The 13,179-nt window shown below is 65.6% G+C and carries 13 protein-coding genes; 6 read left to right on the top strand and 7 right to left on the bottom strand.

Translation table 11 applies throughout. From position 1 onward, the window contains the following. Positions 1 to 49 precede the first annotated feature (49 nt). The 5 genes from QQA13_RS09435 to QQA13_RS09415 form a co-directional block, all read right to left on the bottom strand. Positions 50 to 562, bottom strand: a complete 513-nt coding sequence (locus QQA13_RS09435; RefSeq protein ID WP_108473059.1) for a methylated-DNA--[protein]-cysteine S-methyltransferase — start codon at positions 560 to 562, stop codon at positions 50 to 52. Beyond that, on the bottom strand, positions 559 to 2,064 hold the full coding sequence (locus QQA13_RS09430) for an AlkA N-terminal domain-containing protein (RefSeq protein WP_108473058.1): 1,506 nt from the start codon (positions 2,062 to 2,064) through the stop codon (positions 559 to 561). The genes QQA13_RS09435 and QQA13_RS09430 overlap by 4 nt, the downstream gene beginning before the upstream one ends. Before the next feature lie 158 nt (positions 2,065 to 2,222). Then, on the bottom strand, positions 2,223 to 2,837 hold the full coding sequence (locus QQA13_RS09425; RefSeq protein WP_234411393.1) for a hypothetical protein: 615 nt from the start codon (positions 2,835 to 2,837) through the stop codon (positions 2,223 to 2,225). 147 nt (positions 2,838 to 2,984) lie between these two features. Then, positions 2,985 to 3,521, bottom strand: a complete 537-nt coding sequence (locus tag QQA13_RS09420; protein WP_108473056.1) for a cytochrome b — start codon at positions 3,519 to 3,521, stop codon at positions 2,985 to 2,987. Then, positions 3,518 to 4,600 carry a catalase family peroxidase gene (locus tag QQA13_RS09415; protein ID WP_108473055.1) on the bottom strand — a complete coding sequence of 361 codons (1,083 nt, stop codon included), beginning with the start codon at positions 4,598 to 4,600 and terminating at the stop codon, positions 3,518 to 3,520. The genes QQA13_RS09420 and QQA13_RS09415 overlap by 4 nt, the downstream gene beginning before the upstream one ends. Positions 4,601 to 4,813: 213 nt before the next feature. Between QQA13_RS09415 and hutU the strand changes: the two genes are divergently transcribed. The 6 genes from hutU to QQA13_RS09385 all read left to right on the top strand — a co-directional run bounded on the left by hutU (position 4,814) and on the right by QQA13_RS09385 (position 11,837). Beyond that, positions 4,814 to 6,484: a urocanate hydratase gene (hutU, locus tag QQA13_RS09410; RefSeq protein ID WP_108473054.1), complete on the top strand. Its 1,671-nt coding sequence runs from the start codon at positions 4,814 to 4,816 to the stop codon at positions 6,482 to 6,484. A 95-nt stretch (positions 6,485 to 6,579) separates the two neighbouring features. After that, on the top strand, positions 6,580 to 7,296 hold the full coding sequence (locus tag QQA13_RS09405; RefSeq protein ID WP_159082232.1) for a hypothetical protein: 717 nt from the start codon (positions 6,580 to 6,582) through the stop codon (positions 7,294 to 7,296). A gap of 552 nt (positions 7,297 to 7,848) precedes the next feature. Next, positions 7,849 to 8,463, top strand: a complete 615-nt coding sequence (locus tag QQA13_RS09400; RefSeq protein WP_159082231.1) for a hypothetical protein — start codon at positions 7,849 to 7,851, stop codon at positions 8,461 to 8,463. A 436-nt stretch (positions 8,464 to 8,899) separates the two neighbouring features. Then, positions 8,900 to 9,235, top strand: coding sequence for a GNAT family N-acetyltransferase (locus QQA13_RS09395; protein ID WP_056764644.1), 336 nt, complete (start codon positions 8,900 to 8,902; stop codon positions 9,233 to 9,235). A gap of 499 nt (positions 9,236 to 9,734) precedes the next feature. Then, positions 9,735 to 10,142: a VOC family protein gene (locus QQA13_RS09390; protein WP_108473052.1), complete on the top strand. Its 408-nt coding sequence runs from the start codon at positions 9,735 to 9,737 to the stop codon at positions 10,140 to 10,142. A gap of 192 nt (positions 10,143 to 10,334) precedes the next feature. Beyond that, complete coding sequence (locus QQA13_RS09385; RefSeq protein ID WP_108473051.1) at positions 10,335 to 11,837, top strand: tryptophan halogenase family protein; 1,503 nt, start codon at positions 10,335 to 10,337, stop codon at positions 11,835 to 11,837. 77 nt (positions 11,838 to 11,914) lie between these two features. On the opposite strand, the gene QQA13_RS09380 is transcribed toward QQA13_RS09385, so the two are convergent. Both QQA13_RS09380 and QQA13_RS09375 read right to left on the bottom strand, forming a co-directional pair. Next, entirely contained in the window at positions 11,915 to 12,568 is a 654-nt protein-coding gene (locus tag QQA13_RS09380; RefSeq protein WP_108473050.1) for a glutathione S-transferase family protein, read from the bottom strand. 71 nt (positions 12,569 to 12,639) lie between these two features. Further along, the gene (locus QQA13_RS09375; protein ID WP_108473049.1) at positions 12,640 to 13,119 is read right to left on the bottom strand and encodes a VOC family protein; all 480 of its coding nucleotides are present in this window, start codon (positions 13,117 to 13,119) and stop codon (positions 12,640 to 12,642) included. Positions 13,120 to 13,179: the final 60 nt, after the last annotated feature.

The raw sequence follows: 13,179 nt of genomic DNA, 5'->3' as shown, positions 1-13,179 counted from the left end.
GTCGCAGGCGGGCACTGCCCGCCGTACGGGAAGCGGCAAGAGTCGCGCGTCAGCCGAACAGATCGCCGTGCGCGATGCGACCTTCCATGTCCAGCAGGTAGCGCTTCGTCGGCAGGCCGCCACCGAAGCCGGTGAGGCTGCCGTTCGCGCCGATCACGCGGTGGCACGGCAGCACGATCGGCAGCGGGTTGCGTCCGTTCGCGGCGCCGACCGCGCGCACCGCCAGCGGCTTGTCGATGCGCCGGGCCAGTTCGCCGTAGCTGATCGTGACGCCGTACGGAATCCGCCCCAGCTCGTGCCACACCTCCAGCTGGAACGGCGTGCCGACGGGATGCAGCGGCAGTTCGAAGTGCTGGCGTTCGCCGGCGAAGTATTGCTCCAGCTGCACGCGCGCGAACTTCAACGGTGCGGCTGCGCGGACCCAGCCGGGGTGCGCCTGCTTCGGATGGCGTTCGCGCTCGAACCAGATCTGGCGCAGGCCGTGGCCGTCGGCGACCAGGCGCAGCGTGCCGACCGGGCTGTCCATCTCGTCGTAGTAAATGGTGTCAGGCAGGTTCGTCATGCAATCGCCTCCGCTTTTTTCTGGCGTGCCGGCGACGGCGCTTCCACTGCGCCGCGCCACAGATGGATGACGGCGTACGCGCGCCACGGGCGCCACGCGTTCGCGCGTGCGGTCAGCGCTTTCGTGCTGAGCGGCGTGGCATCCGCTGCCGCTTCGCGGCGCAGGATCAGGTCGGCCGCCGGGAACGCATCCGGCGCGCTCAACGCGCGCATCGCGATGTAGTGCGCCGTCCATTCGCCGATGCCGGGCAGTGCGACCCAGCGCGCCACGAACGCCTCCAGCGCTTGCCCTGCACCGAAGTCCACACGGCCGTCCAGCAGCGCCTGCGCCATGCCGCTGATCGTGGTGGCGCGCGTCGTGGTCAGGCCGACCTCGCGCAGGTCCGCCTGCGCCAGCGCGGCCGGCGTCGGAAACAGCCGCTGCAACCCCGGCAGCGGCGCCGCCGGCAGCGGCTCGCCCCAGCGCTGCACGATGCGCGTTGCCAGCGTGCGCGCCGCCGGCACGCTGATCTGCTGGCCGAGCACCGCGCGCACCGCGATCTCGAAACCGTCCCAGCCGCCGGGCAGGCGCAGGCCGGGGTGGCGCGCGAGCCGCGGGCCGAGTACGGCGTCGTGGCGGAACGTGTCCGCGATCGCCTGCGGGTTCGCGTCCAGGTCGAACATGCGCCGCAGCGTCGTCACCACGCCGAGCAGCCGCGTCGGCTGCGGGCAATGCAATTGCAGCTGCAACGCATGCTCGCCGCCCGGCCACGCACTGAGCCGCAGCCAGCCGGGAGCATCCGCCGGACCGAACACGCGCGCGTAGCTGCCTTCGTCGACGAGTTCCACGCCCGGCAACGCGCGCGTGCGCAGGAACGCGAGCAGCCCCGGAAAATCGTACGGCGGCCGGTAGCCGAGCCGCAGCACCAGCGGCGCATCGGCCGCCGCGCGCGGGTGCCGGCGCAGTTCGCGCGGTGCAATCCGGTTCGCCTGCGCAAACGCCGCGTTGAACCGGCGCAGGCTGCGGAAACCGGACGCGAGCGCGACTTCCGTCACCGGCAGCGCCGTCTCCGTCAGCAGCTGTTTCGCGAACAGCAGCCGGCGCGTCGTGTGCACGCTGACCGGCGGCGCGCCGATGCGCTCGACGAACAGCCGGCGCAGTTGCCGCGCGCCGATGCCGACGCGCGCCGCCAGTTCGTCCAGTGATTGCTCCGCCAGCGCGCCGGCCTCGATCAGCTTCAACGCGCGCGCCACGACATGATCGCCGCGCTGCCACTGCTCGTTGCCCGGCGCCAGTTCCGGCCGGCAGCGCAGGCACGGCCGGAAGCCGGCCGCTGCCGCGGCGGCCGCGTTCGCGTAGTAATGCACGTTCTCGCGCTTCGGCGCCGGCGCCGGGCACACCGGCCGGCAATAGATGCCGGTGCTGCGCACGGCGGTGAAGAACAACCCGTCGAAGCGCGCGTCGCGGCTGAGTCGGGCCTGTTCGCAGACATGCGGGGCGGGCAGGGTGGGTGGTTCGTTCATGGCGGCAGGCTAGCACCACCTGCGCAGGCTGACTCGCCGTTTTCGGACATCCATGCTGCATGCAAACGGGCCGGTCGGGGCGGTACGTTCAACCGGTCCAGGACATCAGTTCGCGTGATCGATCCACGCAGTCATCGCGCGTGCCTTGCTTTGGCGCTTCACTTGATCGGCGCCATCAGGTGCTCGTACGGCGTGCCGCCCCACATCACGTACGGTGCCGCTGTTTCCGGGTCCGCGCTTTTCGGATAGTTCGCGTAGAACGCCGGGTCCGCGCCGACGATCATGAAATGCGGCCCGGTCCTGATCCAGTGGTTGCCACTGTCCGGCTTCTGCGCATACGGGTCCGTGTTGCTCGCGTCCGTGCCACCGGCCAGCATGTACATCATGCCGAGCTTGCCGGCCGGCGGTGTTTTCTTCGCCATGTACGCGTTGATCCACTCCAGCGCATTCTGGTCCATGCACATCGGGTCCGGCCCCGGCGTCGACGGGTTGTCCGGCATGCAGGTGAACCCGTTCGTGCCCTTGCGCAGCGTGCGCATCGCGCCATCCGCGCCCATGGCCACGATCGTCGCATCCTTCGCGACGCGTGCCGGCGCTGCGTGCATCGCGCTCGCGATCAATTGCGCATCGCTCGGTGCGGGATGTTCCGCCGCGAGCACTCCGCCCCCGACGGCGAACAAGGCAGCGGCGACGATGGCTCCGTTCTTCCAGCTTTGCTTTTTCCAGCCTGTGGTACGCATGACAACCTCCTCACGGTGACTTGTGACGGTCACTCCGGGGTTCCCGCCGGACAGTCTGTGCCGCTGTCATGGCGCGGTCAATCGGCGCGATGGCCGGGGCGGGCGGTGGCTGCCGGCAGGCATGTGCACCGGTTCGCCGGCGTCGTCGCCGGCGAACACGACGCAGCCCTCGCTGCCGGATCAGCGCCGCCCGAGCATGCCCGACAGCACGCCGTCGCGACGGATCAGGCCGTGGTACAGCGCCGCCGCCATGTGCGCCAGGAACGTGAGGAACAGCAGCAGCGCGAACGTGCCATGCAGGTGGCGCAGCACGGCGAACGCGGTCGCGTTGGCCGGGAGGATCGACGGCAGCCGCAATGACGTGCCGAGCATCACCGGATAGCCGCCGGCCGACAGCATCGCCCAGCCGATCAGCGGCATCGCCAGCATTAGGAAATACAGCAGCCAGTGCGACGCCAGCGCCGCCAGTTTCTGCAGCGCGGGCAGGTCAGCGGGCAGGGGCGGCGGCGGGTGGCGCAGGCGCACCGCCAGCCGCACCACGGCCAGGATCAGGATTGCGATGCCGAGCGGCTTGTGGATCGCGAGCAGCCATTCGTGTCGCTCGGACACTGACGCGACCATGCCGACGCCGATGAACAGCATTGCCAGGATCATCGCAGCCATCAGCCAGTGCAGCACGCGCGCGGCGAGCGTGAACGTGTTCGTGGCGGCCTTCATCGTTTCATCTCCGCTGAGGGCGTGGCTGTGCCGGGCAGGCGGGCTTCCTCGCTGGTGCGGCGCAGGTACGAGTCCGCATACGCGGCCGAGCGCGCGGGCAGCAGCGGATCGTCGGAGGCTTCGATGCCAGCCGGCAGCACCAGCGGGTCGTAGTTGATGTCGCGGCAGGGGCCGCTGTCCTGCGGCTCGGTGCGTTCCAGCACCAGGGTGCCGGCGTCGATCGTGCGGCGGTCGTCCGGCCACGTCTTCGTCGCGTCGTTCGTCGGGTCGCCCGGGTTCGCAAGCGTGACCTGCAGATGCCAGCGCAGCGGACCGTGCGCCAGGCGTTCGGCCAGGTCGGTGGCCAGATAGTTCGCGTTGCCGGCCTTGTTCAACCCGCTGCCGGCGTCAGTCGCTTCCGGCACCATGCGCCAGCGCACCGGCTGGCGCTTGCCGTTCGCGTCGACGAACACGAACGCGTTGAGGCTCCAGTAGCTTTCGGTTGCGAAGCTGGCGGACGGTTCCGCCGTCTTCGCCCAGGCGCGGAACGCGGCGGTTTCCGGATGCGCGGCGAAGAACGCGGCCACCTTCGCCGGGTCCGCTTTGCCGGTGGCCGGATCAGGCTGCTGCGCCTGCAATTGCGCGAAGAACGCCTGCGGCGTGGCGACCGGGAATACCGGCATGCTGTTCATGCCGGTGCGCCATTGCTGCCCGTTCGCGAGCGCAAAGCGCAGCGCCATGCTGCGGATCGGCACGCTGCCGTCCGGCGCGTACGGATTGCTGCCGGGGAGCGCGAAGCGGCCGACCACCGGCGTGCGCCCGGGTGCGAACACCTGCGCCATGGAGTACGCCTGCGCCTGGCCGTTGCTGTCGAAATAACCCGTCACGCAGACGCCCTTCGCGTGGTTGCGACGGTAGCCGACGAACGTGCCGGCGTTGTGCTGGAACTGGTCCACCAGTTTTTCCGGCGTGAGCCGCTGCGGCGCCAGCCAGCCGCCGACGTAGCCGAACGCGACGGCGGCGACCGCGACGGCTGCGGCGATCAGGGTCCATGATCCGAACCGGCGAGCCGGCGAATCGGGTGGGGCGGGATCGTGCATGCTCGACTCCTGGCCGCAGGGCCTCGTGTGATCGGGGAAGGCGCGGCGGTGGGTTTCCTGGCCGTGCCGTCAGGTCTTCGCTCTGTGGCGGCACTTCGTTACATGCGGCTTGTCGATTCGGCTCGACGCCTGCTTATAGCCCCGGGGGCCACCGTTCGGGTGCGCCGGCCGCTGACCTATACTCGGTGGTCTGACTCACCGGAGCCCTTCGTGATGAACGCACCCACCCGCATCGACACCACCCGCACCATCCGCGCGCCGCGCGGCAGCGAGCTTTCCTGCAAGAGCTGGCTCAGCGAGGCGCCGTTCCGCATGCTGCAGAACAACCTCGATCCGGAGGTGGCGGAGAACCCGGCGGAGCTGGTGGTGTACGGCGGCATCGGTCGCGCCGCGCGCAACTGGGAGTGCTTCGACGCGATCCTGAAATCCCTTCGCGCACTGAACGACGACGAGACCCTGCTGGTGCAGTCCGGCAAGCCGGTCGGCGTGTTCCGCACGCATGCCGACGCGCCGCGCGTGCTGATCGCGAACTCCAACCTGGTGCCGCACTGGGCCACCTGGGAGCACTTCAACGAGCTCGATAAGAAGGGCCTGATGATGTACGGCCAGATGACGGCCGGCTCGTGGATCTACATCGGCTCGCAGGGCATCGTGCAGGGCACCTACGAGACGTTCGTCGAGATGGGCCGCCAGCACTACCACGGCTCGCTCAAGGGACGCTGGATCCTCACTGCCGGTCTCGGTGGCATGGGCGGCGCGCAGCCGCTGGCCGCCACACTGGCCGGCGCCTGCAGCCTCAACATCGAGTGCCAGCAGAAGAGCATCGACTTCCGCCTGAAGACCCGCTACGTCGACGAGCAGGCCACGAACCTCGACGACGCGCTGGCACGCATCAGGAAGTACACCGAAGCCGGCGAGGCGAAATCCATCGCGCTGCTCGGCAACGCCGCCGACGTGCTGCCGGAACTCGTGCGCCGCGGCGTGCGCCCCGACGCCGTCACCGACCAGACCAGCGCGCATGACCCGGTCAACGGCTACCTGCCGCAGGGCTGGACGGTCGAGCAGTGGTTCGAGCGGCGCAAGTCCGATCCGGTCGGCACCGCGCGCGCCGCCAAGCTGTCGATGAAGACCCACGTGGACGCGATGCTCGCGTTCCACGCGCAAGGCATCCCCACCTTCGACTATGGCAACAACATCCGCCAGATGGCCAAGGACGTGGGCTGCGAAAACGCATTCGCGTTCCCCGGCTTCGTCCCCGCCTACGTACGCCCGCTGTTCTGCCGAGGCATCGGCCCGTTCCGCTGGGTCGCGCTGTCCGGCGATCCGGAAGACATCTACAAGACCGACGCCAAGGTCAAGGAACTCATCCCCGACGATAAGCACCTGCATCGCTGGCTGGATATGGCGAAAGAGCGCATCAGCTTCCAGGGATTGCCGGCGCGTATCTGCTGGGTCGGCCTGGGTCTGCGCGACAAGCTGGGGCTGGCGTTTAACGAAATGGTGCGCAACGGCGAGCTGAAGGCGCCGGTGGTGATCGGTCGCGATCATCTGGATTCCGGCTCGGTGGCCTCACCGAACCGCGAGACCGAGGCGATGAAGGATGGCTCGGATGCGGTGTCCGACTGGCCGCTGCTCAATGCGATGTTGAATGTGGCTGGTGGTGCAACGTGGGTGTCGCTGCATCATGGCGGCGGGGTGGGGATGGGGTATTCGCAGCATTCCGGGGTGGTGATCGTTTGCGACGGGACCAAGGAAGCGGATGAGCGGATTGCGCGGGTGTTGTGGAATGACCCGGGAACCGGGGTGATGCGGCATGCGGATGCGGGGTATGAGGTGGCGGTGGAGTGTGCGAGGGAGATGGGGCTGAAGTTGCCGATGACGTAACGGTCAAGGTGTGACCTCTCGTTATTAGCTACTAGCAGCTGTAGTTGACTTCTGGTTTTTAGCTAGTTAAGCTAGATAAAACTGGAGACGCTGCCATGCCTAAGATTGTCGATTACCCACGAGCTTCGTTATTGAACAGCATCGAACTTGCCGATGCCGTGAGCAGTTTGGGTGGCTCTAGTACAGCTTTGATGGCGGCAGAGCGCTTGAACCGGAAAGAGGGCGGAGCTTTCACGGCGTTGATATCAGCGGCAACCAAGTATGGATTGATTAGCTCAAAAGGCGGCAGGCTGGCGGTTCAACAGGTCTACCGTGATTACAAGCTGGCGTACAACGACGTCGAGAAGCGCAATGCTCTACGGGCTGCGTTGCTGTCGCCTCCCATGTTTCTTGCAATTTACAAGCGCTTCGAGGGAAAGCCGCTACCGGTTGAGCACTTCGGGAAGCTGTTGATTAGGGAGTTTGACGTTCCTCAAGATCAGGCATCTAAGGTCAGCGCGTACTTTTTGGAAGGCGCCGATCAAGCCGGAATTATCGAAGCAGGGAACGTCTTGGCTACCATGACATCATCAAGTGACTTAGCCGAGCCAGAAAGTAGCTCCGCTGATGATGACGAAAGTCAGGTTGCTGTCTCCCCCAATCCGGTTGCAGCCAAGGTAGAGCCGCTTGGCCCCACCGACTACGCGATCACATTCAAGGGTCCTGGGCTGAACTCTACGATCGTCGTTGCTGAAGAAGAGGACTTGCTGATCGTCGAAGCGATGCTAAAGAAGGTGAAAAAGGTTCTGGTGCAACGTTTGGATGAACAATAAAAAAGCCGCCTACTGTTTCGAGCAGTAGGCGGCTCCGAATTCCAAGGGGTGCATCTGGCGCTGCCCCAAGGGAGCTTTACCTTTCCCTCAGTCTTCGGTGTCAACAACTAAAGTCTGATGTGGGGATGGCTGAAGTGTCAAGGAGCGCCTGGAGCAAAGCCCATGACTGGGTCACGTCCTCCCCCTCCACCGGGGTATCGGTGGGTGTTCGTTAAGTGCTTCAAGCACTATCGGACCGGCAAATTGGTCTACCCGAAAACGGCTGACTATTTTTGCTTTTTGGTTCGCTGCTAAGGACGATGGGGGCTTCGGCCCCCATCGTTTTCAAACGAACCGGATTTTGTCTAGGAGGACGTGCAAGGAGTTCTACGGTTGGTGCTGTCGGTGGTGAAGGTGAGCGAGTTTTTACTCAGGCGGTGCGTGGCGCTTCAGTGAATAAGGTTCTTTTTGCCCTGAAGGTGAATTCATCTGTGTAATCATAGCCTCGGCTGCACAATTTTTTACATGCTCTCATTTCTCTGTCATGTTTCCATCTTCTAATGGATTGCCAAGATGACTGGTCAGCTCATTGCTATCTCTCATTCCTCGGTTCGTGCTATTACGAAGAGTGTCTTGCCCGAGATTGATGAGGTTTCCAGCGACGCTTATTTGCACCTTATTGTGAGCATCTCAGCAGAAAATATTGTCGCAAGAGATTTTGCGGCGTTTTTAGAATTTATTGATCGTATATACGGTCGATCACATAAGGACTTTCGTTCTTACTCTCGTCGCCAGACTGGACACTTCAAGTTTGCTAAATGTCAGCAAGGCTCGTGGGAGCTAATAGCCCGGGAGGCGCTCGGCGTCGCCACCAACTCCTCCCCGCTCGTGATTATGTGGTTAGTGCTGAAGTACCTTCCAAGTGCAGTGCTTTCGGTTTCTTCGGCGTACAACCAGTATGAGCAAGGCCGATTGGCCCGCGCGAATCGCCAGAGAATTCGTGAGGAATTGGGGCGTAGCGGAGGCTTGGAAGACTTGACGTCCAAGCAGCGCGCTGAGGTGGCTCGGATGATTGAACGCGTCTCACAACAAGAAGTCACGCTCATACCCCGGGTTCGGCGCTTCATGGCGAGTAGCTTTATCGGCGTCAGAATATCTATCGACAAGATCAGAAATAGGGGCGACTGACTCGTATATAATTTAAAAAAAACAGAGGTCACCATTTCGCCATCCGTAGTCAATAGGCCCGCACTTGCTCTTCCCCGGTGATCGCCAGGAGTAGGCGCCCGTTTTGTCGTTGACCACCAGCCGCTATGTTTCATGCGGCGCCAAGATCGCGCCAGTCACCGTTCAGATTAAACGATTAAACGGGACGTGGCGAATTAAATCCATGGGCGAAACCAGGGCGAAGACTGCAGAAAGAGGTGTCAGGGACTTTTTTTGGCAGGGACATTTTCGGCGTGTTCACGGTGCTCAAAAACGGGGCCAGATCAGGTTCACTTCCTGGGCCCTGGAAAATTCGACTGGCCCGTTGGGCGCGCCAGCGGCGGCACGTCGGTGGCCGACCAGCGTGCGCATGGCACACTGCTGCCATCCCCACGGGTTCAAGCCCAGGAGTCGAGCCATGACTGACGTTCACATCACCCGGGAAGAACATGGCCGGCATGGCCGCTATGTCGCAACGGTGACCGGTATCGAGGCCGAAGCCGAACTGGTTTTCACGCATCGCGGGCCGGGGCTGATCAGCGCGGACCACACCTTGTCCCCGGAGAGCCTGAAGGGCACCGGCGCGGCGTCGGCGCTGGTCGATCGGCTGATCGCCGACGCGCGCGGGCAGGGCTTCCGGATCATTCCGTTCTGCCCCTACGTCCGTGCGCGTTATCTGAAGAACCCGGCCTGGCAGGACGTGATGACGGTGGCACCGGGCGTAGTGCCGGAACCCTGCACCGACGAGACGTGACGTCCGGTGCCGGCGCATCCGTGCCGCGTGGGCCGTCCGAAACGCCGACCGCTCCGTCGAATCGTTGCGCACGAGGGTTTGAACCTTGCGTGCGAGGTGGATGACCCTCGCGGTCCAATGCTTCGAACCTTGCGCTTCAGGGTTGTTGGTTTGCGTGCAAGCCTGCGGCCTTCGCGCTTGGGCGTTTTCTCCTGGTGATCGGCTGGAGAACGGTCGAAGGCGCCCCGGTGAGGGCGGCGGTGAGCCCAGAACCGTAAAGGTGTCAGGGACAATTTTCAAGGGCAAAAAACAGGGTCAGGTTGAGGTGGCCCGGCTTTTTCGGGCGCGTCAATTAAGGTCAGGGCAACGCATGCCCGATGAGGGCAACGGTGCCCGGTTCACTTCCTCCCGTCGGGAAGCGGCGGGAAGGTCTCCGGAACCCGTTCCGGATAGCTGCGTAACTTGTCGATTTCCAGCCTCGCCGTTCGTTGCATGGGCACCTCACCGAAATGGAATCGCCATGAACCGCATGATCTTCGTCAACCTGCCAGTCGCCGACCTGGCTGCCTCGATGGCCTTCTACGAAGCGCTGGGCTTCACCAACAATCCGCAGTTCACCGACGACACGGCCGCCTGCATGGTGTGGAGCGAGGCGATCTACGTGATGCTGCTGACGCATGGCAAGTGGCGCACGTTCACCGAGCGCCCGATTTGCCCGGCGACGTCGAGCGAGGTGTCGCTGGCGCTGGCGCTGGACAGCCGCGCGGCGGTCGATGCCATGAACGCGGCGGCCGCCGCCCACGGCGGCACCGCGGACATCAATCCGGTGCAGGACCTGGGCTTCATGTACGGCCGCGACCTGACCGATCCCGACGGGCATGTGTGGGGGCCGTTCTGGATGGACCCCGCAGCCATTCCTGCCAATTAAACGGGACGTGGCAAATTGGATCCCGGCGGTGACCCTTGCCGGCACGCCAGGTCGACTGGCTTGACTGGGTACGTCCCCCTTTTCTCTGCGGGAAGGCGGAGCAAGGCAGACGCGATGGCTCCGGGGGTTTGCGGGCCTCCCCGCTTCCGGTAAAGATGCAAGGGCATTCCCGCCCGCCACCGCCCTCGCGCCATGACCGACCGCCGTATCCGCCGCATCGTGATCGTTGGAGGAGGCACCGCTGGCTGGATGGCCGCCGCCGCGCTGGCGAGGGGGCTGCAGGGCAACTGCCGCATCGACGTGGTGGAGTCCGACGAGATCGGCACCATCGGCGTCGGCGAGGCGACGCTGCCGCCGATCAAGTTGTTCAACCAGATCCTCGGCATCGACGAGAACGCGTTCGTCGCCGCCACCCAGGGCACGTTCAAGCTCGGCATCGAGTTCGTCGACTGGAGCAGCCTGGGGCACCGCTATTTCCATCCCTTCGGGCAGATCGGCATGTCGTTCGACGCGGTGCCGCTGCACCAGTACTGGCTGCGCGAGCGCGCCCGCGGCGATACCACGCCACTGCAGGATTACGCCCTTGCCTGGGTGGCCGCGCGCAAGGGCCGGTTCGAGCGGCCATCGGGCGGGCGCCAGCACGTGCAGGCCACGTTCGACTACGCCTACCACTTCGACGCCACCCTGTACGCGCGCTTCCTGCGCGGCTACGCCGAACAGCGCGGCGTGGTGCGCACGGAAGGCAAGGTGGTGGACGTCACGCTGCGCGGCGGGGACGGCTTCATCGAATCGGTGACGCTGGCCGGCGGCGCGGTGCTGGAGGCCGACCTGTTCATCGACTGCTCCGGTTTCCGCGGCCTGCTGATCGAGGGCGCCCTGAAGACCGGCTACGAGAGCTGGGAGCAGTGGCTGCCGTGCGACCGCGCGGTGGCCGTGCCGAGCGCGCACGGCGAGGCGCCGGTGCCGTACACCCGCGCCACGGCGCATGCGGCGGGCTGGCAGTGGCGCATTCCGCTGCAGCATCGCATGGGCAACGGCATGGTCTACGGCAGCCGTTACATCAGTGATGACGAGGCGACGGCGCTGCTGCTGTCCAGGCTCGAAGGCGAGGCGCTGGCGGAACCGCGCCTGCTGCGCTTTGTCACCGGGCGGCGGCGGCTTGCCTGGAACCGCAACTGCGTGGCGCTGGGCCTGGCGGCCGGCTTCATGGAGCCGCTGGAGTCGACCAGCATCCACCTGGTGCAGTCGTCGCTGTCGCGCCTGCTGGCCTTGTTCCCCGACCGCGACTTCGATCCGCTGGCCGCGCGCGAATTCAACCGCATCACGCATGCCGAGCACGAGCGCATCCGCGACTTCCTGATCCTGCACTACCACGCCACGACGCGCGACGACGCCCCGCTGTGGCGCGACTGCCGCGCGATGGCGATTCCCGACACGCTGCAATACAAGCTCGACCAGTTCCGCAGTTGCGGCCGCACCGTGGCCGAGCCGCTGGAGCTGTTCCAGAACCCGAACTGGCTGGCGGTGATGATCGGCCAGGAAGTCTGGCCCGCGCGCTACGACCCGCTGGTGGACCTGCGCACCACCATCGACGCACCGAGCCGGCTGGCCGAGCTGCGGCAGATGATGGAGCAGGTCGTGACGACGATGCCGACCCAGGCCGAGTACATCGATCGCCATTGCCGCGCACGCTAGGGTCTGCCGTCTGGGCCAAAGGGACGGAGCCCCGGTGTCGTGGACCCGTCGCATCCACGGCCCTGTGGCGCACCCTGTCAGCCGGCCGGCGGCTTGCCGGTGAACACCGCCAGTTGGGCGGCGAAGGCACGTTTGTATGCGGGCCTTGCTTCGCCACGGGCGACGTAGGCGGCGAGATTCGAGTAGTCGCCAAGCAGGCCCGAGGGCTTCAACCGCTGGAGGGTGTGCATCATCATCAGGTCGCCTGCGCTGAACGCGCCGTCGAGCCAGTCGGCGTCGCCGAGGCGAACCGCAAGCTCGTCCAGCCGGTGACGGATGCGCTGCTTGATGAGCGGCAGGCGTTCGGCGGTCCAGGGTTTGTCGCCCTCGGCGAATTTGGCGGTCTGCAGTTCGAGGATCGGCGGTTCCACCGTGTTGATCGCGGCGAACATCCACATGACGGCGCGCGCCCGGGCGTTCGCCTCGTCCGGCAGCAGGCCCGCGTGCTGCTTCGCGATGTGCAGCACGATGGCGCCGGACTCGAACAGGGCGAGCCCGTCTTCCTCGTAGGTGGGGATCTGCCCGAACGGGTGCAGCGCGCGATGCGCCGGTTCCTTCATCGCCTTGAACGAAACAAGACGAACGTTGTAAGGCTGGCCCACTTCCTCGAGCGCCCAGCGCACGCGCATGTCGCGCGCGAGGCCCTGGCCGCGATCGGGTGAACTTTCAAAAGCCGTGATGATGGGGGACATCGGAAAACTCCGGGTGATGGCATGGCGTCATCGTTGCGCGGGCGGCGCCCGGCACGAATGGTCGGGGTGTGTCAGCCGCGCCGGGCGGCCTCGATCGCGGCGATGTCGATCTTCGTCATCGTCATCATCGCCTCGAATGCGCGCTTTGCCACGGCCGGGTCGGGGTCGGCGACCGCTGCCATCAGTGCGCGCGGGGTGATCTGCCACGACAGGCCCCACTTGTCCTTGCACCAGCCGCAGGCGCTGGCCTGGCCGCCGTGGTCGATGATCGCGTTCCACAGGCGGTCGGTTTCGGCCTGGTCCTCGGTGGCCACCTGAAACGAGAACGATTCGTTGTGCGGCACGCCGGGGCCGCCATTCATGCCCAGGCACGGGATGCCCATGACCGTGAATTCGACCATCAGCACGTCGCCCTGCCTGCCCGCCGGATAGTCGCCCGGCGCACGATGGGCGGCGCCCACGCGGCTGTCCGGGAACGTCGCGGCGTAGAACGTCGCCGCCTCCAGCGCGGCGCCGTCGTACCAGAGACAGATCGTGTTCTTGTTCATCATGCCGGTGCTCCTGAGTCGGTCGGGGAAGCGGCTCTTCCTGCTACCGACGAACGGCGGGCG

Origin of the sequence: Rhodanobacter thiooxydans (assembly GCF_030291135.1) — a bacterium.
Classification (GTDB): domain Bacteria; phylum Pseudomonadota; class Gammaproteobacteria; order Xanthomonadales; family Rhodanobacteraceae; genus Rhodanobacter; species Rhodanobacter thiooxydans_A.
The sequence above is the reverse complement of the archived record's forward strand: the minus strand, read 5'-3'. Positions and strand labels throughout refer to the sequence as shown.